This is a genomic window from Bacillus cereus group sp. BfR-BA-01380 (assembly GCF_022663535.1).
GTDB lineage: Bacteria > Bacillota > Bacilli > Bacillales > Bacillaceae_G > Bacillus_A > Bacillus_A cereus_BB.
Map to the genome: position 1 here is coordinate 1 of NZ_JAKUFS010000014.1, position 25,117 is coordinate 25,117.

Consider the following 25,117-nt stretch of genomic DNA (forward strand, 5'->3'; position numbering starts at 1 on the left):
TCACCGAATCTGAACCCAATTGAGAGACTGTGGAAATGGTTAAAACAACAGGTCATTGCCAACAGATTTCATCCGACACAAGCATCCATAAAAGAGGCAGTACAAGGCTTTTTATCAGACATCGCTATCACTCCCCAAGCCGTACTTCGTCGGCTTGGGTTACATTAAGCCACATGTCGAAAAGACAAGTCAGTTATATATAGGCAAACGCAGGAGCAGAAAGTTACAGGTGATTTTTCTATTGAAGAAGGTCTTTCTCATATCTTCCAAGGAAGCAATTTTAAATACGTTAACTATTGTTCTCTAAAAAATCAGCTGCATTTTGAAAATTTTGGCGGAATAAACCGAATGAGCATGATTCAAAACTTATTAAAACGGTTTGATATCGAGTGTATTTTCGATAATATGACCGTTATTTTTGCAGATCGTATTGGAAAAACAACAGATGATAGTGATTGTTCATTCTCTGTTTTATTACTAGGACATACACCTTCCGAAGAAGAAGGTGGTCCACAATTTAAATATTATTATGAGTCACCATTAAAATATAAAATGCCAGAGCTTATCCGTTCCAGACAAGCCGAAAATATTGAAGATGACAAAATTAAAGATAAGGAAACAGCCTTAAGAAGGTGTATGGAAGTTGTTAATGACATTCCTATCGTTTCTATCACTGTAGATCATAAAGAAGCCAATTTTGATGATACAAATGAACCAAAAGTTGGAGATAAAGCAATCTTACAGCATCATAAATATAACATGGACTTTGATGTACGTGTTGTAAAACGAAGACGTTATCCATTTGAGCAAACACCAAATGTCTATGAATTTAGTAATAAACGTGATGAACTTGTTGATAGAACAGAGGAACAAAAGAAATGGACAGCTGATATTCTTTCTGTAGTAAAAGAATTAGATCAAAGGCTATTAGAGGAATCAAATAAGTATACTGACAGTATCAATGCTATAACAGATAAGAAAGTTGAAGAAGCCAAAAAAGAAAGTGAAACAGCGAAGAAACTTGCGGAGCTTGTGAAAGAAAATCAAAAGAATTTCCAAACTACTATTATTAAGAGTGATACAGAACCAACTCAAAACCTAGATCCCGGAAAATCTTTATGGCTTAATACAAGCGAAGAACCAAATATGCTCTATCTATGGACTGGGACAGAATGGGCAAAAATCGGTGTGAATGTACCAGATGAAATTGGTGCTGTTACGAAAGTTAATTTTGAAGAAACAACAAATAGCATTAAACAAAATGTTGAAACTGTAAGTAAAACACAAACTGCACAAGGTGAACAACTCAAACAGGCGCAGTCTACACTTGAAACACAGGCGGAATCTATTAAAGGTAAAGTAACTATTACAGAAGTAGGCAACTATGTTAGCAGCATTGGTATGAGTAACCTAATTAGAAACTCATTGTTAAAAACAGATTCAAATCATTGGTCATTAGCTCCTAGTGTTTTACGAGATACAGCTGTTACTTATAATGGCGCTTATAGTATTAAAACGGATCAAAGCAGTCTAACTGCTGATAATTGGCGTGGTGGAATTAGCGAAAGGGTTCCAGTAGTGGCTGGTGAAGATTTTGTTGTATCAGGTTGGTTTATGACTGATGATAAAAGTAAAATCGATAATAACGCAAAGATAGAAATAGAGTTTTTTAATGCTTCTGGTGGGAGAATAACTACCGCTGGTTCTAATATTCTCTTAGAAAATAATGTTTGGAAATTTGCAACAGTAACAACTAAAACACCAGTTGGAACAGTATCAATTGATGCACGTTTTTATGTAAATAGAAATGGTAGAGTATGGGCCTCTAAAATGATGCTGCAGCGTGGAACAAAACCATCTGAATTTACTGAGAATGCAGCTGATATTGTTGGTAGAGATGCGTTATTAGGACAGATTGCTGAAAAAGTAGCAACAGCTGATTATAACAAGAAAACAGAGCAAATAGACCGTGAGATTGCAGTTAATAAAGAAGGTATTAGTCTTGCGGCTAAAAAGACAGAAGTATACACAAGACAAGAATCAGATGGTAAATATGCAACTGATGCGTATGTCAAAACGATGGAATCGCGCATAAGCGTTACCGAAAAGGACATTCTTAGCACAGTTAGAGTTGGTAATATCATCTCAAGCATTAACCAAACAGCTGAACAAATTCAAATTGAAGCGAAGCGTATAAATCTAATTGGTGCTGTGACAGCAGAATCAATTGCTGGTAAATTGCTCGAAGGTATCACTATTAGAGCGAAAGATCCAAGTGATAGCAATAACTTTACAGAAATGTCAAATGGTAAAGTTTTTACACAAGGGTTTCAAACCCCCGCTGAATGGAATCGTTGGGCGAAGAAAGTTGTTACAGGTTTAGAAAAGGGTTCTTTTTATAGCAAAGGTTACAAAGAGTATGGTTCACTGGTAAATTCTATAGATATTGCAGCATGGGGCTTGAATCTAAACAATGGTAATGATATGGCAACGTACGGAACACGAACATTCTCACTTTTAGATAGAGGTCAAAACAAAACTATTACAGCTGATGTTTACGACGCTAGTATGGGTTGGAGACCAACAATTGCAATTAGCAATCCTGAAAAGCGCGAATCTGCAATGATATCATCACAAGCAATTTATTTTCGTAATTATAATAAAAACTATAAAAATGAATGGGTTGCTGAGGATGCTGGTTCGCATTTAACTATATATAGTTAAATGATTTGTAGTGATGATTATTGGGGTGGAAAATTACAAGTAAAAAGGGCTGATGGCTCCGACCATACTGGTATTGTAGCAAGAGAATTTACACCTTCGTCGCAAAGAAAATTTAAAACTTATATAAAAGACATACAGGTTGATGCGTTGCAAGATGTTTTAGATTTAGAAATTAAAGAATACTATTTTAAAAGTGATATAGAAAAATTATACGAAATGCGGGAACAAAAAGAAGAAGGACAAGACCCATATACATTAAAAGACATTAAAAAGCACTATGGCTTTATTGTAGATGACTGTCCGTTATCATTTACAGATAAGGAACGAGAAGGAGTAAACTTGTATGTTTCTTTGTCAGTTTTTATAAAAGGTTTTCAACAATATGTTGAAAATACAGATGTCCGATTAAATCAAATAGAAGAAAAGGTGATTAACATTGAAAATAACAGCTAGTGCAGAAATGTACGCAAAAGTCGTGGAAGAACAGCTAAACGCGGCCACGCAAGAGAAAAACATTTATTTGGCTCGCGTAATCGAGTTAGAAGAAGAAAATCGTAATTTAATAGAAGAAAATGAAAAGTTGAAACCAAAGTCTACTAATAAGTAAGGCTTTTTTTATTTTGAAAGGAGTTGAACATAATGCAGGAAGAGATTTTCAAATTAGCTTTATCACAAGGACTCTTGGCAGTCCTTTTCGTTTGGCTTTTTTTTGATTCACGAAAAGAAAGTAAAGAACGAGAAATTAAGTTGCAAACAGTAATAGAAAAAAACCAAGGAGTAATCGAAAAACAAGCTGATGCATTCGGATCTTTGTCGAAAGACGTGACGGAAATCAAACAAATTTTAGGAAAAGGGGAAATTTAATATGACTAGACGTTTAAAAAATTGGAAAACCTGGGTTGCACTTGCTTCATTAATTGGCTTTTTATTAATGAAATTCGGACTTACTGAAGCTAAATCTTTTGTGGACGAGCTATTACCTTACTTATTCACACTTGGCGTTGCACTTGGTATTTGGACAGATCATGAAGAAGGAGAGAATGAATAATGACTAAAAAAATTGTAGATATTTCAAAATACAACGATAATATTAATTGGGATGTAGCTGCTCCAAGTCTTGACTTAGCAATTTGCCGTGTGCAATATGGTTCAAATAAAATAGATGCTCTATATAAACAGCATGTAGCGAATTTAGAAGAACGAGGTATTCCACACGCTGCATATGCATATGGTTGCTTTGTTTCTGTGGAAGATGCAATTGTAGAAGCAAAAGACTTTATGTCTCGTGTTAGTCATAATGCTAAATTTTTAGTACTAGACGTTGAAGACGACACTCTAGCAAGTTGTGGAGGTACTAATCTAGCAAAAGCTTCACAAGCGTTCATAGACACATTAAAAGCTGAAGGATGGAAAGTAGGTTTCTATATATCTCATCATATGTATGAATCTTATGGATTACAAAATGTACAAGCTGATTTCTTGTGGATTCCTCGTTACGGTAAAAAACCTGCTTATGCGTGTGATATTTGGCAATATGCTGATAATACAACAGGCGGTTATGTAGATGGAATTGGCAACTGTGATGTAAATAAACTTATTGGCGATAAGTCACTAGAATGGTTTATAGGAAGCGAATCTCAACTCGTTCCTCCACAAGAAGAAGTCTTGGGCTACCTTACAACGACTGCAGATGTAGCGAATATTCGGGAACGACCAGATGTAAATGCGCCTGTTAAACGTACCGCAACAAAAGGACAAGGTCACACATACTATGAGTGGACATTTGTAGATGGATACTTTTGGTACAAAGTAGCTCCAGACAATTGGATGAGAGGCGATGTAGTTAGTATCAACAAGGATGGTAAGAACAAAGGTGCAGTTTGGGTAAACACTTCTAATGTAAATTTACGCAAAGGCTGGTCAACTAGTGATTCTGTTTTAGCACAAATAAAAGAGCCGGGCGCGTATGAGGTATTATTCCGTTATGGTGATTGGATTTACATCTTCATTGAAAAGGGTATTGAAGGTTGGATGTATTTTGATGAGTCATACACACATTGGATTAGATAATGAAGAAAGCCGCTCCTTTTCAGGGCGGCTTATCATTTACTTAGGTAAAATAATAAGACATATTATAAAAAATGCTACAATTAAGGGAATGATTGATAAGAAAGTATGCAATTTTTTATCTAAATGAGTATATCTATGCTTATTAAAAATATATTCTAAGCTAACTAATATACACACAAATACCAGTATAGTCAAAACACAATTTTGAACAAGTATATTAGTTGATATTTTATTATATAAAGTAATACCTAAGAGCACGATTATAGAAGCAATTAGTCTGATATGTTTTATCATAAATATGTCTCCTTTTTATTATGAATTCAACATTTAATTACCGTATATCTTAGACGCACCCCAAGCTGGATGTATTTTGATGGATCTTATGTGAATTGGCTTAGATAATAAAGAAAGCCGCTCATTCTTGGGTGGGCGGCTTGTTCTTTAAATTTATTAAAATGTTACGCTTGTGCTATAATACCAGTATTTCCATCAGCTTCATTACTTACTATATGACCACCAGGATCTCCTACAGATTTATTACTTATAATACCACCACCAACACCGGGACCTTCTACAGCTTCATTGCTTATACTACCAGAACCACCGGGATCTTCTATAGATTCATTACTTACCATACCACCACCAGGATCTCCATGCACAGCGTAAGAAGGAGAACCACCGTCACCTCTATTATCAGCAGGAGAGCCACCTGTATTCCCATGACTATAAGCAGGTGAACCAGTACCAGGATCTTTTACAGATTTATTACTTATAACACCGCCACCACCGGGATCTCCGTGCGTATAAGCTAAATCAGGTCTTTGTGGCGCTCCACCTGTATCCCCTATATTTACAGCTTGATTTGTAAATGAACCATTGAAACCTAATAACAAAATTCCAGTTAGTGCTACTCCAGATAAAGCTAGGCTAATCTTTTTCATTATTTTAACGCCCCCTTTTGTAATTCATTTTCTTGTGCTTTGTCACTCATGAAGAAATAATAACTAGCTTTACTGTGGTTATCTTCTTCATAAAATTTTATGGCTAAAGTTTTTGTGTATTCTTGCACGCATTTCCATAGATTTTCTTTTTCAAAGTAAGAAATTCCTTCTAAAATGGTATTTTCTAAAGTTGATGCAGAAACCTGATTGTTTAGTTCTTTTAGAATCATAAAATGGTGTTGTAATTCTTTATTATGTAATTCAAGGCAAATATTTAACCCGCGTTTAATGATTTCATCTGCTATTTGATATTCACCTAGTTTATAATATTCACGAGCTTCTACAAAAAGTGCTTTAAAATGTTTTGGATTATTCTTTGTTACTTCAGATATATGGCGAATTGCCAATTTGGAAAGATTTTGACTAGTATATAACCAAGCTAAATTATGTCGAACCATAAGCATATATTTTTCATGATTTATTTTTTGGAATAAATCTAATGCTGTATTTAATGCTTCTTCGGCTAATTCAAATTGTTTTAAATCAATGCAACATAGTCCATATATATTTTCACATAAAGCAAGATTAATCTCATATCCACCTTGTTTAGAAAAGTCTTCTTTTGCTTTTCGAATACAATCAATGGATTTAAGGTGTTGATATGAATGATAATAAAATTCTCCTAAACGATAATGAAACTCAGCTTTTTCAAAAGGATTTACAATGTGTTGTAATAGTGTTTCAGCTTTATCAAACTGTTCTTTTGCTCCCGTATAGTTGGTAATAAGTCTTAAATGGAGAGCTTTGAAGAAATGATAATAATATGACAAAAATCCTTCTGTAGGTCTTTCAAATGATTCTACTTGATCAAAACTGTCATCTTTAATTGAAACCCAATCAGTTAGAACATTATAGCGAAAATTTAATAATGCATGATACAAAGATATATTGTAATCTGTTTCTACATTCTTAATTTTATTATCAACTTCTTGCTTTAATTTCGTTGCTTTTGAAACTTGTTGCTGCAACATAGCTTGATACCAATCATTTAGTAACTTTGTAATCTGTTCATTCCCCTTCATTTGAATGTTCATAATATCCTCCTCATCCACATAATATTGATTAAATATTAACATAATTTGGATAAACAAAAAGGATGAATTAATTATTTTTCAACAAAAGATAGAATATTCAGTTTTTAGTGCGTTGAATAAAAAGCATGGATATCAATACCCATGCCTTTCTAAAAAATCTTTTGTCTTCTTACTTAATCATTCATGCTCAAGCACTTTAATCACATATTAGATTGTGAATCCCATACCTCGATAAATTTAAAGCCTTTTAAATCACTTTCTAAAATTGCATTTCTTAATTCATCTGATACGAAAACAGAAGTAGGATGAATTCTTTGATTTATGTATACTTTAAAAATCATTTCATTGTGAACAGTATTAGGAATAAATGCGAACTTTTCACATCCTATTACTAGACCTGTGATTAACTTTTTAAAGACTGCTTTATTACTATCAATTGCATCTAATACCTTTAAAACATGGACTACATAATAGACTTCATTTGTTTTATTATGAACAAGTGGAAGAAACTCAACATCAGTGTCTATTAAAGGTTCTAATAAATTTTTTGCTTGTTCACTAATCATTATTGAACCAGTTTCTCCCCAAAAATGCGGACAGTCACTTTGATTACCTTCTTCTATACATTCAATGGATATTTCTCCCCATGAATCTAATAAAACTGCTGTAGAGTTGAACTTCCCTTTAAAATATTTTTTGTCTTCTTTATAATTCAATAGTTGAAAGGATTCATAGTCATCAAACGAACTTCTCAATTCCCAAATTTTCATTTTTACTCTCCTTTGCTATTTTTCTAGTATAAATAAGATTACTCTTTCTTCGGTTTATTTAATTTTAATTCACCATTCAATAATTTTAGGGGAGCAAAAACGTCCACCAACTTTGAAATTCGAATTTTTATTTATTATTTTATTAGATATAATAATCAGGATTTTCGTCCATGTTTATATAGTTTTTCTGATTTTATTTGATTTTTTTATGATAACTATTGAGTTCATGGTGCTTATATTTCAATTAAAGTAAATTAGGGCTTATAATAATTAATTGAACCAATAATCTATGTTCTGCTTAAAAAAAGCAGCTGTATATGCTTCTAAGTGCATGATATAGCTGCTTTTTTTTAATGCGACATCTATATATGTCGCAATATGAGATTGAATCTATTCATCTAAATTCGAATGTATTTAAAATATCATTTTTTCTACAACTTCAACAGATGGTCTTATTGTAGAGTTCGGAAATTTTTGTACTAAACGTTTTAAACACTCCACGTATTCTTTAGTTTTTTCGTCAAAATCTACATCCTCAAATACTTCACTAAGCCATTCTACTTCTCCTTCTGAAGCGGTATCTAAAAATTTAATAGTTTGCTCAATATCTTCGCTTAATAATTCTGCAAGTTCTTCCCAATATTTTTCAATTAAAAAAATATTTTCAGGATGAACTGCCTTTCGTTCCTCTATAATTTTTCTTACTTGTTCTTCAAACATAATTAATTCTCCTTTATTTGCATTTTTAAGGTTGTTTTGTTCCATCTGGGAATACAGTTCCAATCTTACCGTTTGTTTTTATTACTCCAACTCTTACGCCTTTATATTCACCAAATATCATATTTCCGTCTTTTACATTTATATTTTCTTGAAGGTTAGCAACATATTCACCAGCTTCTTTTATATCGTTTCTAGTCCAGGATTCGGGAAACCATGCTTGACCTGTACCTGTTCGTTTGGGTAAGGATGTTTTTTAGAGTCCGAAAGTCAATTCAATTATAAAAGCTGTGTATCATTTTGTGGGATTTTAATGGAATTTTTATGATGCATTTACATCTTTTTAACATTAATCCGCTAAAGTTTTACATGTAACTAATCACAGTAAAAGGAGATGGGGTAAGTGAAGCAAACACAGATGTACGATGTATCCGTATCAGAAGGACAAGAGTTAATATGGCATATCGCTGAAGTTAAACGTGGTCATAATATGTATCGTTTTGAAATTCATAAGGCTACGGATTGTATAACAGTATATTTTATTGGTGAAGATCACAGTAGGTTTATGGTTACTAGCCTTGAAGAAATGCTTATGATGATACCAAGCGAGATAGAGAAGAAACGTTATCGGAATATAGTAGGTAACGCTGATTGGTTGTTACTAAATGGTATACATGATTGTCGAGGTATGACAGAAAAAGAGGTGGCAGCTTTTTTATATTTGAAGGAAAATGTGTTAGATGAGATGGAAGCGAGTATAGAAGCATAATAAAAAAGAAAATGCCGCGCGATGGATTATTTCTCAAATCGTACTTAAACTATATGAGGGAGTATGGAGTAATTGGACTCTAAATAAATGGGAATTTTTAAAATGAAATTTGTCTAATACTACAGCTTAATTAAAAGGCTATTTTTGCTCACATTTTTGCTCACAAATGATATAAAAACGTGTGAAAAAATATGAAGGTTACTTTTAGAATAAAATATAAAGTAATAAATAAAAAGTGCCATAAAGGCTTGTATAACAGGCTTTTATGGCACTTTTATAGCTTGTATGTTTTACGAAACGAACAACCTTAAAACTGCTCATTCTTCTCCCAGGATTCAACAATGTAATGAGCAACTGTTGGATTGTAACCTTTTCCAATTAAGTATGTGATTGCAGCAATTTCCGTCATTGCGTGTGGTACAGATGTATATTTTGCTTCTTTTACACCGTATTCTACCCAAGGTTTGACGAGGTTTAATACGGGGTGTTTTAAGTGTTGAAATTGTGCAGTGTATTGTTGGATTTGTTGCTCAGTTGGTTCTGTTGGCATTGCAGGGCCAGCTTGAGGGAAACGTGGATCGTAATGATACTGGTAGTATGGCTGTTGTTCGGGATACGGTTGATAATAGGGTTGCTGCGGATAGGGCTGTTGCGAGTTATAAAACATTTTTTTTCCTCCTTCACGATACTAGTTACAGCATATAGTATGGGCGGACAAGAAAATGTGTGATGAAAAAATGAGGGCGTGTTACAATAGTGAATTGGGTGAAGATATTATGAACAAACAAGAACAAATTGAAAAAACGATTATATTTGTTAAAGACATATTAGAAAAAGATGCAAGTGGTCACGATTGGTATCATATTGAACGCGTACATAAGTTAGCGATTGCATTGTTTGAAAAAGAAGGTGGGAATCGCTTCGTTATTGAAATGGCAGCTTTACTTCACGACGTTGCAGATGAGAAGTTAAACGAGAATGAAGAAGCTGGTATGAAGAAAGTAACAGACTGGCTGGAGCAATTAGGTGTTAGCCAAGAAGATGCACGGCATATTGTTCATATTATTGCTAATATGTCTTATAAGGGTGGACATGGCGGAACTGTGGCGACGTTAGAAGGAGAAATTGTTCAAGATGCAGACCGACTTGATGCACTTGGAGCAATTGGGATTGCACGAACATTTGCTTATGGAGGTGCAAAGGGACGTTTACTGTATGACCCAAACATTCCACCGCGTGAAACGATGACAAAGGAAGAATATCGAAAAAGCGATGAACCATCGCTAAATCATTTTTATGAAAAGTTGTTAAAGTTAAAGGATTTAATGAATACAGATGCAGCGAAGGAAGAGGCAACAGAGCGTCATCGCTATATGGAGCAATTTATTGACCAATTTATGAAAGAGTGGAATGCACAAATATGAGAATGTTAACAGTTGAAAATGTATCGAAATCATATGGAGACAAACCATTATTTAATGGTCTATCTTTTAGTATTACCGAAGGACAGCGCGCTGGTATTATCGGTGTAAATGGAACAGGTAAATCAACGTTATTAAAAATTATTGCGGGTGTAGAAATTCCAGATACAGGGGAAATGACGCATACACGTGGATATACGATTAGTTATTTATCACAGCAGCCAGATTTTAAAGAAAATTTAACTGTACTGGAGCAAGTGTTTCATGGGGATACACCTTTAATTCGTCTTCTTCGTGAGTATGAACAAACATTATTGAACTTAGAAAAAAATTCAACAAGTGAAAAAGCGCAGGAAGCATTATTTGCAGTACAGCAGCGAATGGATGCAATGAATGCTTGGGAAGCGAATGCAAATGCAAAATCATTGTTAACAAAGCTTGGTATTACTGACTTCTCTGCGGAAGTAGGAAATTTATCGGGCGGACAGAAAAAACGCGTTGCGATGGCGCAATGTTTCATACAGACACCGGATTTATTAATTTTAGACGAGCCGACGAATCATCTTGACCATGAAACAGTAGAATGGTTAGAAGAATATTTATCACGTTATACAGGTTCTGTTTTACTTGTTACGCATGATCGTTATTTTTTAGACCGTGTAACGAACCGTATTTTTGAATTAGATAATGGCAAGTTATATAGCTATGAAGGAAACTACGGCGCTTTTTTAGAAGCGAAAGCACTTCGAGAAGAACAAGAAGTGGCACAAGAAGCAAAGCGTCAAAACTTATATCGCCGTGAGCTTGCTTGGATTCGCCGCGGTGCGAAGGCGCGCTCTACGAAGCAAAAGGCACGTATTCAACGCTTTGACGAATTGCAAAAGCAAGAAGGGCCAAGTGCAAAACAAAACGTTGATATTGCGCTTGGAGGTAGCCGATTAGGAAAGAAAGTACTGGAATTAAAAGATGTGACAAAAACATTTGGTGATAAAACGGTTCTTCGTAATTTCCAATATATTGTGAAACCGGGAGACCGCATTGGGATTATCGGTGCGAATGGCAGCGGGAAATCTTCTCTATTAAACATGCTTGCTGGTAAAATCACACCGGACAGCGGTGAGATTGAAGTTGGACAAACGGTAAAAATCGCATATTATACACAAGAAAATGAAGATATGAATTTAAATCAGCGGATGATTGAGTATATTAAAGAAGCAGCTGAAGTGATTCATACGACAGATGGAAAAACGATTAGTGCTTCGCAAATGTTAGAACGTTTCTTATTCGAGCCGCATACACATGGTACACCGCTTAGCAAATTATCAGGTGGTGAAAGAAGAAGATTATATTTATTACGTATTTTAATGGGAGAACCGAACGTTTTACTTTTAGATGAGCCGACTAACGATTTAGACACGCAAACATTAACAGTGCTTGAGGATTACTTAGAAGAGTTTCCTGGTGTTGTCCTTACTGTATCGCATGATCGATACTTCCTTGATAAAATTGCAGAAGAACTGTTTGTATTTGAAAGTAATGGAAACGTTCGAATCTTCTTTGGTAGCTATAGCGATTATTTAGATGAGAAAAAAGAACAAGAAGCAATGTTAAAAGCAGAAGTGCAGAAAGAAAAGAAAGTAGAAGAAGCTCCAAAACAACAAAGGAAACGCAAGCTTTCCTATCATGAACAGCGTGAATGGGAAACGATTGAAGATAAGATTGCAGAATTAGAAGCGGAAATTGAAAGTATTACAGAAGAACTAGAAAAAGTAGGCGCTGATTATACGAAAGCACAGCAACTCTCTGAAGAGCAGCAGCGAACAGAAGAAGAGTTAGAACAGACAATGGAGCGTTGGAGTGAATTATCCGACATTGTAGAAGGTTTAAAGTAAAAACAAGCCGCATATGTTGAAAAGTAAAGGGAAAATCTTTACACTATTAGTAGAATCTATTTTAGGAGGGATAACATGCGATCGTCTAATCCAATGTTAAAGAAAGATACGTTTCGTAAACAGGGCGTAAGTACTTCAGCGATGACAGTCGGTGGTGCAGTTGCTAAAACATTTATTATGCTCATATTGTTATTGGGAACGTCTGTGTACGCATATATGCAGATGATTCAAAATAAAATGCAAATGCCAGTGTTAATTGGTGCCTTAATTATTGCGACAATTATCGCATTTGTAGCGATATTAGTACCGCGTATTTCACCAATTACAGCACCGATTTATGCAGCGGTGGAAGGGATTGTATTAGGAAGTATTTCTGCTGTATATACAATGAAATTTGGTGATTTTATTATTTTACACGCAGTGTTATTAACAATTTCTATATTACTAGCAATGTTAGTGTTATATGCAACGCGTGTTGTGAAAGTGACAGATAAGTTCCGTACGGGTGTGATGGCAGCGACGGTTGGAATTGCGATTATGTATTTAATCGTTTTAGTTTTACAGCTATTTGGCGTACCAGTGCCATTCTTACATCAAGGCGGAACAATTGGTATGATTGTCAGTGCAGTTGTAATTGTTGTTGCTGCATTAAACTTAATGTTAGACTTTGATTTCATTGAAGGCGGTGCACGCGGCGGTGCTCCAAAATATATGGAGTGGTACGGTGCGATGGGCTTAATGATGACATTAGTTTGGTTGTACTTAGAAATTTTACGCTTCGTTTCTTATTTTGTAAAAAATGATTAACGTACTGAAATCCTGCATGTTTGTATCATGCAGGATTTTTTTTTGGAATTTTTTAGAGATAAAGATGAGTTTTCATATGAAAAAATATTTTTTTACAATTTTTACTACACGTTTCGTTTTTTCTACAATAAAGAAAAAAACGAAGAGGTGACATGATCGTATGATGAATCGAGTTGCGTTAATTGGCAGATTAACAAAAGATCCAGAGTTATACTATACAAAGCAAGGGATTGCTTATGCACGTATATGTGTTGCGGTAAATAGAGGGTTTCGTAATAGTTTAGGAGAGCAACAAGCAGATTTTATTCATTGCATGATTTGGCGGAAATCAGCGGAAAATGTAACGATGTATTGTAAAAAAGGGGAACTTGTTAGTATAACAGGACATATTCATACGAGTCAGTACGATAATGAGAGTGGCAAGAGAATATATAGGACAGAAGTCGTGATTGAAAGAATTACATTTTTAGAGAAGAAAAAAGAGCAAGCACCTCAGTAGGGGTCTTAATTGAGAACATGTTACAATACAGCTAAGAACAGCAATAAAGGAGAGACAAAATACGTGAAGATTAAAGGCATTGAACCGACACCAAGTCCAAATACAATGAAGGTTATTTTGAATGAAGTATTACCAGCAGGAGCACGTAATAATTATACACGTGATAATGTAAAAGAGGCTCCAGAGAGAGTGCAGCAAATTTTACAAATTGAAGGTGTAAAAGGTGTATATCATGTAGCCGACTTTTTAGCGGTAGAGCGCAATGCGAAATATGATTGGAAACATATTTTACAGCAAGTTCGCGCAGTCTTTGGTGAAGAAGTCGTAACAGAGAGCGAACAAGAACAGAATGCCCATTTTGGGGAAGTGAAAGTGTTTATTCAAATGTTCTTTACTATTCCGATGCAAGTGAAACTAACCGATGGTACAACTGAGGAACGCGTAGGGTTACCAGACCGTTTTAAAGAAGCGATTATGAAAGTGCAAATGACAGCGCCAAATGTTGTGAAAGAGCGTAAATGGGTGGAGAAAAGTACTCGTTATGGTAGTTTTGAAGAGATTGGGAAAGAAGTTGTGGAAGAGGTTGTTGCAACGTATCCAGCCGATCGTGTAGAGGGGATTGTCCAAGAATTATTACAACAAGCAGGAAAGATAGAAGTAACGATTACAAAGCGTGAGCCATATAAAGTAACTGAGGAAATGATGAATGATTCTGATTGGACAAAACGCTATGCAGCGCTTGAACAAATGGATCCAACAGAAGAAGATATTCCTGTATTAGAGAAAGCGTTAGAAGATGAAAAAGTATCGATTCGCCGCTTAGCAACTGCTTATTTAGGTATGGTCAAAGGGGATCGAGTTTTACCTTTACTCTATAAGGCATTATTAGATAAATCAGTCAGTGTGCGCCGCACAGCAGGTGATTGCTTATCAGATATCGGTGACCCTGCCGCGATGTTTGTGATGATTAAAACGTTAAAAGATTCAAGTAAACTTGTACGCTGGCGCGCGGCAATGTTTCTATTTGAAATTGGTGACGAAAGTGCAATCCCAGCACTTCGCGTAGCGCAAGAGGATCCGGAATTTGAAGTAGCAATGCAAGCACGTTTAGCACTTGAACGCATTGAAGGCGGTGAGGAAGCAAAAGGTTCTGTTTGGAAGCAAATGACGGAGTACCGAAAAGGGGAATAATAGCTATGATTGTCTTTTACGATAGTTGGTGTCCGATGTGTACAAAGGTTGCAAATCGAACGAAGGAACTAGATAAAAAGGGAAAAATAACATTTGTTTCTTTTCGCGAAGAAGAAATTGTTCAGCAATATTGTTTATCAGAAGAGATGCAGCAAAACATGGAGAAACATTTGTACATTTATAAGGATGCGCGCTGGTATAAAGGGATTCAAAGTATATATGTCTTAGCGAAAGTAATTCCTGCCTATTGGGTAATCGTACCTTTTATTAAACTATCAATTCTTTTCGGATTTGGTCATGTCTTATATGATTATATTGCGACAAAGAGAGAAATTGTCCCTGTTGGACATTGTAAAAATAATGTTTGTGAAATCCAAAGGAAAAAATAAGAAAGTCATGATGTTTCTTTTGCGTCTAGTATTAGAGCGTGATATGATGAATCTGGAATGAAAGTTGAAGGAGAGATTGGTAACATGACAAATGCATACGAAGAATACATGCGCCAAATGGTAATTCCAATGCGTCAAGAATTAGTACGCGCGGGATTTAAAGAATTAACAACAGCAGAAGATGTACAAGAATACATGGAACATGCAGAAGGGACAACATTAGTTGTTGTGAACTCTGTTTGTGGTTGTGCGGCAGGCTTAGCGCGTCCATCAGCTGGTCAAGCGGTTGTACGTTCTGAGAAGCAACCTGACAATCTTGTCACTGTATTTGCAGGTCAAGATAAAGAAGCAACAACGATGATGCGCTCTTACTTTGATGATATCCCGCCATCTTCACCATCTATGGCACTATTAAAAGGAAAAGAAGTTGTTCACTTTATTCATCGTCATGAAATTGAAGGTGCAACAATGGAAGAGATTATTCAAAACTTAGAACAAGCTTTTGAAAAGCATTGCTAAAAAGGGAGAGATTTTCTCCCTTTTTTCTTTATCCCGCACTAACGGGCAGTAAGATCCCCCACCCCAAGATGCCAAGAAAACGAAGAAGATGGGTGGGGGATAACTGCCCATAAGAGCCCGATTGGTTCAACTAACCATCAGTGGGGGGATAAAGCACCCCCACTGATGGTAGTTTCACTTTATAATGAGGTGACAGAATGATTGTAACGACAGCAGGACGAACAAATAAAGAAATGACCGCATATGCAGAAAAAATAGCAACGGACTTGCAAAGTTCTTTTCTTGTGAGAAATGATCGTCCTATTTATGAATTACATGAACAATATAAACAAGATGTACTTGTTGCCCAGAAAAATCGATTAGCGATTTATCCGCAAGGAACGGAAGAATCGTTCTTTTTTCATCCGAACTCAGCTATGTTTCGCGTGAAGCGATTAATGCGCGGTGAACATGATCCATTTCTGCAAGCCGCGCAGCTAGAAGAAGGGATGATGGTATTAGATTGCACACTTGGTATGGCATCTGATAGTATTGTCGCAAGTTATGCTGTAGGAGAAGCGGGGCAAGTCACTGGATTAGAAGGCAATCGCTATATGGCATATTTGATTGAAAAAGGCCTTCAGCAGTGGGATGCAGGTGTAACAGAAATGAACGAAGCAATGCAGCGAATTACAGTAAAGCATACGGAGCATTTATCTTTTTTAGAGCAATGTGCAGATTATAGCTACGACGTAGTATATTTAGATCCGATGTTTGAAGAAACAGTATTAGAATCAGACGGTATTCGTGGTTTAAAACATTTTGCATTGTACAACGATATTACGGATGAGACAATGAAAGAGGCTAAGCGTGTAGCGCGAAAACGAGTTGTGTTAAAGGATCATTTTCGCAGCATGCGCTTTGAAAAACATAACTTCTTTGTCTATAAACGAAAAAGCGCAAAATTTCATTTTGGTGTAATTGAAACTTGCTAATTATTTGACAAGATGTATAATAGATTATAATAAATTTTATAGAAAATCTTGGATGAAGAGAGTAATTATTTTCAGAAGCAACAGCGAACTAGGGACGGTGAAAGCCTAGTGCAGAGAAAATAATGAAGCGCACTTCGGAGATGCTGCTTGAACAGTGTAGTAGAGTAAGCCGGGGCTCCCTAACCTCGTTATAAACGGGAAAGTGGTTCATTATGAACAACAAGGGTGGTACCACGGGTGTAAACTCGTCTCTTTTTTAGAAAAGAGGCGAGTTTTTTTATTGATAAAAAGGAGGAAGATACTGATGGAATATAAAATGAAGTTTGCACAGCATGTATTCGATGTATTAGAACCAGGTTTATCATTAGAACAAATTGCTGCTTTAATTGAAACACCAAAGCAAGATGAGTTTGGAGATGCTGCTTTTCCTTGTTTTGCATTAGCAAAGCAATATAAAAAAGCACCGGCAGTTATTGCGCAGGAACTAGCAGATAAATTATCACACCCATTTTTTACAAAAGTAGAAGCGGTTGGACCATATGTCAATGTGTTCTTCGATCGTCAAACTGTAAGTAATGAAGTGTTAAATACAATACTAGATGAAAAGGGAGAATATGGGCAGCTACACTTTGGGCAAGAAAAAACGGTTGTCATTGACTATTCATCTCCTAATATCGCGAAGCCATTTTCGATGGGGCATTTACGTTCTACAATGATTGGAAATGCATTAAAACATATATGTGAAAAATGTGGTTATGAAGTTGTAGGCATTAACTACGTTGGTGATTGGGGAACTCAGTTTGGAAAGCTTATTACTGCCTATAAAAAATGGGGCGATGAAGAGCTTGTCAAAGAAGATCCGATTCGTGAGCTATTTAAGTTATACGTACGTTTTCATGAAGAAGTAAAAGAGTATCCAGAACTCGAAGAAGAAGGACGTGCTTGGTTTAAGAAGCTAGAAGATGGCAATGAAGAAGCAGTATACTTATGGAACTGGTTCCGTCATGAATCGTTAAAAGAATTCTCTCGCATTTATGAACTGCTTGGCGTAGAATTCTCTAATTTTCAAGGAGAAGCATTTTACAATGATAAGATGGATGATTTCGTTACCCTTATAGAGGAAACGGGTTTACTAGAAGAATCAGACGGAGCACAAGTTGTTAATTTAGAAGCAGAAGGAATGCCGCCATGTTTAATTAAAAAGTCAGATGGTGCTACACTCTATGCAACGCGTGATTTAACGGCTGCACTATATCGTCAAAACACGTATAAGTTTGATAAAGCACTGTATGTCGTTGGAGATGAACAAAGCTTACATTTCTCACAATTTTTCACTGTACTAAAGAAATTAGGATTTCAGTGGGTAGAAGGCATGTCTCACGTTCCATTCGGACTTATTTTAAAAGACGGTAAGAAAATGTCTACTCGTAAAGGAAAAGTTGTTTTACTGGAAGAAGTGTTAGAAGAAGCAATTACACTAGCAAAACAAAATATTGAAGAGAAGAATCCTAACTTAAAGAAGAAAGATGAAGTAGCAAGACAGATCGGGGTTGGCGCAGTTATTTTCCATGACTTGAAAAATGAACGTATTCATAACATCGAATTTTCACTTGAAAATATGTTGAAATTCGAAGGGGAAACAGGACCATATGTACAATACACACATGCACGTACTTGTTCACTATTGAAAAAAAGCAATATCGATATTGAGAAACAAGAGTTACAGTTAACAGACGATATAAGCTGGACCGTTATAAAACTGTTGCATCGTTTTCCGCAAGTCATTGAAACAGCGTTTGCGAAATATGAACCATCTCATATTGCGAAATATATACTAGACGTGGCACAAGCGTTTAATAAATACTACGGTAACGTTCGTATTTTAGAAGAAAATGCAGAGAAAGAAAGCAGACTTGCACTCGTATATGCGGTGGCAGTTGTATTAAAAGAGGGTTTACGTTTACTTGGGATGGAAGCGCCTGAGGAGATGTAATAGATGTAAAAGAGAATTGTCCCTTTACAATTATGAATGTAAGGGGGCAATGGACGTATTTATCCCGCTATTCGTGGGCAGTAATACTCCCGCCTCAAAATTCAGCGGAAGAATTGTCCAGTTCCAGTGGCTAGAATGTTCGGTGGCTTCGCTTCTTCCTGCGAGGTAAAAAACACCTCTACGTCAGAAGCTCCATCCCCCTCACATTCTGGGCGAGCCACTTCCACATTTCTTTGTTGTCCAGCTCTAGCGGCTAGAATCTCCGGTCGTTTCGCCCCCTCGGACGAGGCAAAAAGCGCCTCTCCGCCCTGTGCGTGGGCGTCCTGCGATTCTGAGCGAGCCGATTCCGCTTTTCTGAAGAAGTTAGGCGGGAGATAAACTGCCCGTAAAAGCCCGATTGGTGAGGGCTGATAATCAGTGGGGGATGAAGAAAACTCCCACTGATTAAAGTTTCACTTTATATCGCGCCGTTGATTCAGAAGGGAACACCATTGATTCTTATTTAAGTAAATCAAGAGATAAACAAGCAGCCAAGTGCTTTTTCAAGAAAGCCTTGGCTTTTTCGTACGTTTCTAAACCTCGCGTAATAACAGCAGATAAAAAACCTGTAGGAATCTACTAGTATCCGTGTTCTTCTTCTTATATTTCCACCAGAACTTTTTTTATAAAAAGAAAATTAAACAACTTTATTATTCGTAAACAGAAAAAGGATTTTTTTATTTTGACATTAGGTTAACCCTATAGTTTATATTTGGAATAGAAAAGAGGGATGGCATGAAAGGAACAATTACAATAAATCAATTGGCTAGAATTTTTGACATTAGTCATCATCAAATAAGATATTACGAAGAAAAAGGGCTATTGTTTCCGTCCTATGTTGATAAAAATAAGTACAGAAAATATGCTCTTAAAGAAATTTATCAGCTTGCCCAAATACTAATGTTACGAAATTTAAATCTTTCAATTGTTCAAATTAAAGATATATTTACAACTTACCAAAAAAGAGAATACCTGAATCTATTAAAGGAAAAATCGAATGAAATTATTGATGAAATCAAAAGGTTAACTGAAATTCAAAAATCTATAGAATATCATATGTCTAACTTGACAAAAGAAAAGATAGATTCTACAAGGTATGTGGAAAATATTCATTTGAAAAAAATTATTACATTAAGAACAGATGAGAATTTAACTGCAAAAGATGTTTATGAGATGAAGTTATCAATTCTATTGTTTGGTAATGATATCTTTTATGTTTTTGAAGAAGATACGTATCACTTATGTATAAAAACAGATGGTAATGCAGATTTTGTTATGAAAGAGGGGCTATATAAATCATTATATATACACGGGGGAACGGATGAGGAATTTGAGGAACGGTTACTTGCTATTATTGCTAAAGAGAACTTCCCGATATATGCCATAGAATATTCAAAAGAAATTTTTATTAGTGGTGACATTCTTGAACTAGAAATTTTAATGCCGGCAAAGGGGGATGAAGATGATAATTAAAGAAATCAATAAATATGATAAAAACGAAGAAGTTATGCTTTTGAGAGAGTCTTTCATTTCCAAATGGACAAAAATTTTAGGAACAAATGATAATCAAAAAATTGATGTGTATTTAGAATCATACGATCAAATCACCGAAAAACGTTTTTCTGTGATTGATGGTGATAATGGAATTGTAGGTGTTTTTGGAGTAAATGCTTCGAATTTTCCCGAAAAGAGCTTTAATAGTGGGAATAAGGATGGATATTTTCCTTTTTTGGAGAAACTTAGATGGAAATTAGGGATGAGGCTACTTTATACTAAGCCTCAAAAGGATGAACTATATTTAAGCTTTTTTGCAATTAATAAGAGATTTCGTGGTAAAGGATATGGGAGGAAAATTTTAGACGAAGTAATGAAGATAGCAAAATTCGAAAATAAAAGTACAGTAAAGCTTTATGTGTCTCAAACGAATGAAGTTGCCATACACCTGTATCAGCGTTATGGTTTTAAAATACACAACACAGAAAGATATTTATTAACAAAATGGTTCTTAGGAGAAGAAAATTGGTTAGTAATGAAAAAGAAAGTGGAGGAAAGCGATGAAAAAAACAATTAAAAGCGTCACAGTAATATTGTGTGTTGTGAGTACTTCTCTAGCTAAGCAGTCTATTTTCAATATGAAAAGAATATGAACATAGATGTACTTGGTATATATCTATGTTCATATTTAAAATAGAATTAGAAATTTTATCTTAGTAAAGGTGATAAATATAATTGTCAGAGAACTAATGTTTAGAATGTGGAGATTACAGTAACGTTTACTTTCTCTTCTTCATATATCTATTTTTTTAGTATATTTTTAAGCTCCATCAAATTTGAAATCTCATAAGTAGGTGTTAATTCTGATGTATTTATAATTTTATTAGGGTTAAACCAGCACGTATCTATACCAAAATTAATTCCGCCTTGTATATCAGAAGTTAAGCTATCTCCTACCATCAATACCTTGCTCTTGTCAGTATGCTTTATATTGTTTAAGGCGTGTTCAAATATTTTAGAATCTGGCTTTGATACTTTAACATCCTCAGAGACTACTATGTCTTCAAAGTATTTTGCTATAGTAGATTTCCGTATTCTATTATCTTGAACATCTTTGAGGCCATTGGTTATTATAGAAAGTCTATATTCTTGATGTAGACTTTCAACAAGGGTGATACTCTCATCATATAAAAAAGATGCATGAGATAAATGTTTCATATATAATTGCGCAAATTCAACTTCATTAAATTCAGTATTTAATTTATTTGATAACCGTTTAAATCTTTCAATACTTAACTTTTTCTGAGTAATACGCCCGTCCTCAAGCTCTTTCCATATAGCTGTATTTATATCTTTGTATACTTCCAAATGATAACTTTCATCATATTCTATATTACATGCAAGCATAGTCTTTTTAAGAGCATCTTTTTCAGATTTTTTGAAATCAAATAAAGTCTCATCTGCATCAAATATTATAACTTCGTACTTCATATTAATCCTCCAAATATAGTTAATTATTGTAGGTATCTTCTATAAAAAAGTCTTATCAACGTACTTATATGAGATCCTGCTATACGTCAAAGCGCAAAAGCTAGGTTTTATACAAAATACCTTCTATGATTTTACAACACTTTATAAATTACAGTATTTATAAAATGTTGTATATGACATATGTCCTACTAAGCGAGGGATAAGAGAAACACATTAAACTTTTAAGAAAAGATAACATACAAAAGAACGAGACTATTTTTTCTCAATCCATACGAGTTTTTGAGCAGGTGTTTGTAGAACTCTTCGTCGTTTTCGAATCCGAAATAAAGGGATTTGAAGCACTTATAGTAGACCGAAGTGCCATAGCATTGGCGCAAAACCTATTACGTGAATTGCCTGAATTGAAAACAATACGATCATATTTTTTATAGTCTAAAAACGCTGTTAATTCTGCTACTAGTAGTGTATGCACTGCTTTTTTTAAGCGCTCATGAAAATCTCTGTAATATCTTGTTTTTGGACGGTTCATCACCGTAACATGGGGTTGATTTTTTGAAAGTGAATCATTTTCAATACACGGAACGGAGAGTGGCGACTCCTGCGGGAATAGCGAGGAAAGTGAAACCCCGCAGGCTTGCCGAGGAGGCTCGCTCTCGCCCGCGGAAAGCGTCCACTCGGAGTGGAGTGTACATCTATCTAAATGTCACCCCCGTCTTTTGTGATGAACCTTTTGGACTAGTGCTTCCATGATTTTTGATGTAAACTGATTCATAGGAAGACCTCTTTTCTATGAATTTTGGCGGTAACTCAATTCTATTAAGAAAAGGTCTTTTTTTATGTTTTTATTTACACAAAATATTGTATACTCTGTAAGTATTTGAATAAGATAGCAACAAATCAATTAAACTTACAATTTAAATTTAATAGGAGATAAGATTATGAGTAAAAATAATAAGTTAAAGGTACGTAGTACATCAGTTGCGGTGATAGGAGTAACTGGCGTATGTTTATTGTTAGCAGAACCAACGTTTATAAAAGCTGATAACTTACAAGGTGAAGATATTAAATCAAATGATTTACAAAATCAATCACAAGATAATAGTTTTAAAATAGATAATTCACAAAACTCACCAGGCGGTACTATAAAATCAGATAACCAGAAAGGTAATGATAGTAAGTCAGAAAATGCACAAGATAGCAGTGCCAAATCATATAACATAGAAAGTAATGAGGTTAAATCATCTAATCCACAAGAGAATGTTAATCAATCATCTACCTCACAACCTAGCGCAACAAATGTACAAGAGACTCAATTTATTGAGTTTTCACAAGGTAATGGCATTTGGTCTGTACCATATGGATTACAAGGTGCAAACTATATTGATTCCACAAATAAGTATGTGGGAAAAGAAGTTCAGCTAATTCAAAAAATGACAGTAAACAATATAGTATGGTATCAATTTAGTGTGAACGGACAAACAATCGGTTGGCTTGATAGTAGAGTGTTAACTGATTTGACAAACGTACAAGAAATAGATGAAAATGCCGTAATGGGTGCAACATCAAATAATGGTATATGGTCCGTACCTTACGGTATTAGCGGTGCAAATTACATAGATTTATCAGATAAATACGCTTACCAAAACATTAAATTAATAAAAAAAGTAACGTTTGGAAATGCGACATGGTATAAATTTAGTTTAAACGGTCAAGTTATTGGATGGATTGATGATAAAGCATTAGATAAAGGACAATCGACTTCTGTTAATTTCAATGTAATGATTGGAAATACAAATGGTAATGGGATATGGTCAACGCCGTACGGTATCATTGGTGCTAGATATTTAGGTTCTACAAATGACTATACATATCAAACTGTACAAGTAATACGAACTGTAAAAATAGGAAACACAAATTGGTATCACATAAGTAAAGACGGTAAGTTAATTGGTTGGATAGATGGTGATAGAGCTGTAACTGATTTAGAAAACGTACAAATTGAAAATAGTACCTTAACAATAAGCGGTTCTATAAAACCTTCTGACGGTATTTGGAGTGTACCATATGGAGAATACGGGGCAAATTGGATTGCGCCTGTTAGTGAGTATAGTTATAAACAAGTTCAAATTATACAGAGTGTAAAAAAATGGGGTGTAACTTGGGATAAAATCAAGTTAGGTGATAGAGTGTTAGGTTGGGTTGATGCAAAAATATTAGCAAATCTTACAATACAGAATGAAGATAGAACTGCAATGATTGGAGACACTAATGGTCATACTGTATGGACTTTACCTTACGGTGAAAGTAGTGCTAAATATGTTAACCCTGCTGTAAAATACATAAATCAACCGATTCAAATCATTCGTAGTACTCAAAAAGATGGAGTACTTTGGTATAATTTTAAAATTGGTAACAATGAAGAGGGTTGGATTGACTCAAGCGCAATTTCTAGTGCATCTAACATAATGGAAATGAATGAAACGTATCATGTATCAAATGCTGAGGGTCATACTGTATGGTCAAGACCTTATGGTATGCAAAACGCATCTTATATTGGCTTTGCATCTGATTTTGCTAATAAGAACTTAAATGTAAAATTATCTGTAAATCACAACGGTGTAACATGGTATGCTTTTAGAGACAATAAGGGTCGTTTAAATTGGATAGATAGTAGGGCAGTTGTTCAAGGGTCTACTTATCCACATATGGATGTGCCGATTATTAGTCAACGTGATCCTTATATGCCATCAAGAAATTTAGTATCTGGTTGTGAGATAACCTCTGTCACTATGATGTTGCAATATGCAGGTGCGAACGTAGATAAGGTTCAGCTTGCATACGAAATGCCGTATTCTAGTTTTGACCCAAATCTAGGTTTTGTAGGAAACCCTTTTGGTAGAGGTTGGACTATATATCCTCCAGCTTTAATGGATTTAGTACGTAAATACGCAGGTAGTGCAATAAATTTAACTGGTTTAGAAATAAAAAGAAATTTAGACGAGGGGAAACCTGTTGTAGTTTGGATGACTATGCATGGTTTTACAGTCCATGCTATTACGCTTGTAGGGTATGATGAAAACTATTTTTATTATAACGACCCTTGGACTGGTGAGAAAAACGCTTCTATGTATTGGTCTGACTTTTATAACAATTGGTCTACACAAAATAGACGAGCTATTTCATATTAAGGCATTGGGTAGAGTTTAAAGAATAACTCTACCTTTTTATATGGATGTAAAATAATTGAAAACAAGAAAATATTAGTGTCAATCGGTATTTCAACAAAACAAATTTTGGACACATACGATCGTTAACTCATTGTT

25 protein-coding genes, 4 pseudogenes and 1 other annotated feature are annotated in these 25,117 nt (G+C 35.1%); of the genes and pseudogenes, 21 read left to right on the plus strand and 8 right to left on the minus strand.

What is annotated here, in order from left to right; all coding sequences use genetic code 11:
* Window positions 1-27 precede the first annotated feature (27 nt).
* The 7 genes from MR076_RS14060 to MR076_RS14090 are packed head-to-tail and all read left to right on the plus strand — an operon-like array spanning window position 28 to window position 4,794.
* On the plus strand, window positions 28-168 hold the full coding sequence (locus tag MR076_RS14060; RefSeq protein ID WP_242221778.1) for an integrase: 141 nt from the start codon (window positions 28-30) through the stop codon (window positions 166-168).
* Window positions 169-195: 27 nt separating this feature from the next.
* A complete protein-coding gene (locus MR076_RS14065) occupies window positions 196-2,724 on the plus strand; it encodes a phage tail protein (protein ID WP_396021702.1) in 2,529 nt (842 codons plus the stop codon).
* Complete coding sequence (locus MR076_RS14070) at window positions 2,725-3,177, plus strand: tail fiber domain-containing protein (protein ID WP_242221555.1); 453 nt, start codon at window positions 2,725-2,727, stop codon at window positions 3,175-3,177.
* Complete coding sequence (locus tag MR076_RS14075; RefSeq protein ID WP_242221557.1) at window positions 3,161-3,331, plus strand: hypothetical protein; 171 nt, start codon at window positions 3,161-3,163, stop codon at window positions 3,329-3,331. The genes MR076_RS14070 and MR076_RS14075 overlap by 17 nt, the downstream gene beginning before the upstream one ends.
* Before the next feature lie 32 nt (window positions 3,332-3,363).
* The gene (locus tag MR076_RS14080; protein WP_242221559.1) at window positions 3,364-3,588 is read left to right on the plus strand and encodes a BhlA/UviB family holin-like peptide; all 225 of its coding nucleotides are present in this window, start codon (window positions 3,364-3,366) and stop codon (window positions 3,586-3,588) included.
* 1 nt (window position 3,589) lies between these two features.
* Complete coding sequence (locus tag MR076_RS14085; protein WP_242221561.1) at window positions 3,590-3,772, plus strand: phage holin family protein; 183 nt, start codon at window positions 3,590-3,592, stop codon at window positions 3,770-3,772.
* A complete protein-coding gene (locus tag MR076_RS14090) occupies window positions 3,772-4,794 on the plus strand; it encodes a GH25 family lysozyme (protein ID WP_242221563.1) in 1,023 nt (340 codons plus the stop codon). The genes MR076_RS14085 and MR076_RS14090 overlap by 1 nt, the downstream gene beginning before the upstream one ends.
* Window positions 4,795-5,471: 677 nt before the next feature.
* On the opposite strand, the pseudogene MR076_RS14095 reads toward MR076_RS14090, so the two are convergent.
* The 5 genes and pseudogenes from MR076_RS14095 to MR076_RS14115 all read right to left on the minus strand — a co-directional run.
* Window positions 5,472-5,735 (minus strand): annotated as a pseudogene (locus tag MR076_RS14095) (Phr family secreted Rap phosphatase inhibitor); the annotation flags it as partial.
* The gene (locus MR076_RS14100; protein ID WP_242221565.1) at window positions 5,735-6,829 is read right to left on the minus strand and encodes a Rap family tetratricopeptide repeat protein; all 1,095 of its coding nucleotides are present in this window, start codon (window positions 6,827-6,829) and stop codon (window positions 5,735-5,737) included. The gene MR076_RS14100 and the pseudogene MR076_RS14095, both read right to left, overlap by 1 nt.
* 200 nt (window positions 6,830-7,029) lie before the next feature.
* Window positions 7,030-7,599 (minus strand): imm11 family protein, encoded by a 570-nt coding sequence (locus MR076_RS14105; RefSeq protein ID WP_242221566.1) that lies wholly within the window; start codon window positions 7,597-7,599, stop codon window positions 7,030-7,032.
* A 414-nt stretch (window positions 7,600-8,013) separates the two neighbouring features.
* Window positions 8,014-8,319: a hypothetical protein gene (locus tag MR076_RS14110; RefSeq protein WP_242221568.1), complete on the minus strand. Its 306-nt coding sequence runs from the start codon at window positions 8,317-8,319 to the stop codon at window positions 8,014-8,016.
* Between the two features lie 25 nt (window positions 8,320-8,344).
* Complete coding sequence (locus tag MR076_RS14115) at window positions 8,345-8,503, minus strand: EndoU domain-containing protein (RefSeq protein ID WP_242221780.1); 159 nt, start codon at window positions 8,501-8,503, stop codon at window positions 8,345-8,347.
* A 216-nt stretch (window positions 8,504-8,719) separates the two neighbouring features.
* On the opposite strand from MR076_RS14115, the gene MR076_RS14120 reads away from it, so the two are divergent.
* Window positions 8,720-9,085, plus strand: a complete 366-nt coding sequence (locus MR076_RS14120) for a hypothetical protein (protein ID WP_242221571.1) — start codon at window positions 8,720-8,722, stop codon at window positions 9,083-9,085.
* Window positions 9,086-9,392: 307 nt separating this feature from the next.
* On the opposite strand, the pseudogene MR076_RS14125 reads toward MR076_RS14120, so the two are convergent.
* Window positions 9,393-9,731 (minus strand): annotated as a pseudogene (locus tag MR076_RS14125) (hypothetical protein); the annotation flags it as partial.
* Between the two features lie 130 nt (window positions 9,732-9,861).
* On the opposite strand from MR076_RS14125, the gene MR076_RS14130 reads away from it, so the two are divergent.
* The 12 genes and pseudogenes from MR076_RS14130 to MR076_RS14185 all read left to right on the plus strand — a co-directional run bounded on the left by MR076_RS14130 (window position 9,862) and on the right by MR076_RS14185 (window position 20,880).
* Complete coding sequence (locus MR076_RS14130) at window positions 9,862-10,509, plus strand: HD domain-containing protein (RefSeq protein ID WP_242221575.1); 648 nt, start codon at window positions 9,862-9,864, stop codon at window positions 10,507-10,509.
* Window positions 10,506-12,398, plus strand: a complete 1,893-nt coding sequence (locus tag MR076_RS14135) for an ABC-F family ATP-binding cassette domain-containing protein (RefSeq protein ID WP_242221576.1) — start codon at window positions 10,506-10,508, stop codon at window positions 12,396-12,398. The genes MR076_RS14130 and MR076_RS14135 overlap by 4 nt, the downstream gene beginning before the upstream one ends.
* A 75-nt stretch (window positions 12,399-12,473) precedes the next feature.
* Window positions 12,474-13,205, plus strand: coding sequence for a Bax inhibitor-1/YccA family protein (locus tag MR076_RS14140; protein WP_242221578.1), 732 nt, complete (start codon window positions 12,474-12,476; stop codon window positions 13,203-13,205).
* A 160-nt stretch (window positions 13,206-13,365) separates the two neighbouring features.
* The gene (locus tag MR076_RS14145; protein ID WP_242221580.1) at window positions 13,366-13,704 is read left to right on the plus strand and encodes a single-stranded DNA-binding protein; all 339 of its coding nucleotides are present in this window, start codon (window positions 13,366-13,368) and stop codon (window positions 13,702-13,704) included.
* Between the two features lie 63 nt (window positions 13,705-13,767).
* Complete coding sequence (locus tag MR076_RS14150) at window positions 13,768-14,895, plus strand: conserved virulence factor C family protein (protein WP_242221583.1); 1,128 nt, start codon at window positions 13,768-13,770, stop codon at window positions 14,893-14,895.
* 5 nt (window positions 14,896-14,900) lie between these two features.
* Entirely contained in the window at window positions 14,901-15,284 is a 384-nt protein-coding gene (locus tag MR076_RS14155) for a thiol-disulfide oxidoreductase DCC family protein (RefSeq protein WP_242221585.1), read from the plus strand.
* An 84-nt stretch (window positions 15,285-15,368) separates the two neighbouring features.
* Window positions 15,369-15,803, plus strand: a complete 435-nt coding sequence (locus MR076_RS14160; protein ID WP_242221782.1) for a BrxA/BrxB family bacilliredoxin — start codon at window positions 15,369-15,371, stop codon at window positions 15,801-15,803.
* A gap of 197 nt (window positions 15,804-16,000) precedes the next feature.
* Window positions 16,001-16,777, plus strand: a complete 777-nt coding sequence (locus MR076_RS14165) for a class I SAM-dependent methyltransferase (protein WP_242221587.1) — start codon at window positions 16,001-16,003, stop codon at window positions 16,775-16,777.
* Window positions 16,778-16,817: 40 nt separating this feature from the next.
* Window positions 16,818-17,033, plus strand: a binding site (T-box leader).
* A gap of 48 nt (window positions 17,034-17,081) precedes the next feature.
* On the plus strand, window positions 17,082-18,770 hold the full coding sequence (argS, locus tag MR076_RS14170) for an arginine--tRNA ligase (protein WP_242221589.1): 1,689 nt from the start codon (window positions 17,082-17,084) through the stop codon (window positions 18,768-18,770).
* A gap of 457 nt (window positions 18,771-19,227) precedes the next feature.
* Window positions 19,228-19,377, plus strand: a pseudogene (locus tag MR076_RS14175) (DDE-type integrase/transposase/recombinase); the annotation flags it as partial.
* Between the two features lie 167 nt (window positions 19,378-19,544).
* Window positions 19,545-20,282 (plus strand): helix-turn-helix domain-containing protein, encoded by a 738-nt coding sequence (locus MR076_RS14180; RefSeq protein ID WP_242221591.1) that lies wholly within the window; start codon window positions 19,545-19,547, stop codon window positions 20,280-20,282.
* Window positions 20,272-20,880 carry a GNAT family N-acetyltransferase gene (locus tag MR076_RS14185; protein WP_242221593.1) on the plus strand — a complete coding sequence of 203 codons (609 nt, stop codon included), beginning with the start codon at window positions 20,272-20,274 and terminating at the stop codon, window positions 20,878-20,880. Before MR076_RS14180 ends, MR076_RS14185 begins: the two co-directional genes overlap by 11 nt.
* A gap of 224 nt (window positions 20,881-21,104) precedes the next feature.
* Here MR076_RS14185 and MR076_RS14190 read toward each other — a convergent pair whose 3' ends face one another.
* Together MR076_RS14190 and MR076_RS26585 are read right to left on the minus strand one after the other, a co-directional pair.
* Window positions 21,105-21,794: a YjjG family noncanonical pyrimidine nucleotidase gene (locus tag MR076_RS14190; RefSeq protein ID WP_242221595.1), complete on the minus strand. Its 690-nt coding sequence runs from the start codon at window positions 21,792-21,794 to the stop codon at window positions 21,105-21,107.
* Between the two features lie 382 nt (window positions 21,795-22,176).
* Window positions 22,177-22,301 (minus strand): annotated as a pseudogene (locus tag MR076_RS26585) (IS256 family transposase); the annotation flags it as partial.
* A 476-nt stretch (window positions 22,302-22,777) separates the two neighbouring features.
* Here MR076_RS26585 and MR076_RS14200 point away from each other — a divergent pair.
* Window positions 22,778-24,982 (plus strand): GW domain-containing glycosaminoglycan-binding protein, encoded by a 2,205-nt coding sequence (locus tag MR076_RS14200; protein ID WP_242221597.1) that lies wholly within the window; start codon window positions 22,778-22,780, stop codon window positions 24,980-24,982.
* Window positions 24,983-25,117: the final 135 nt, after the last annotated feature.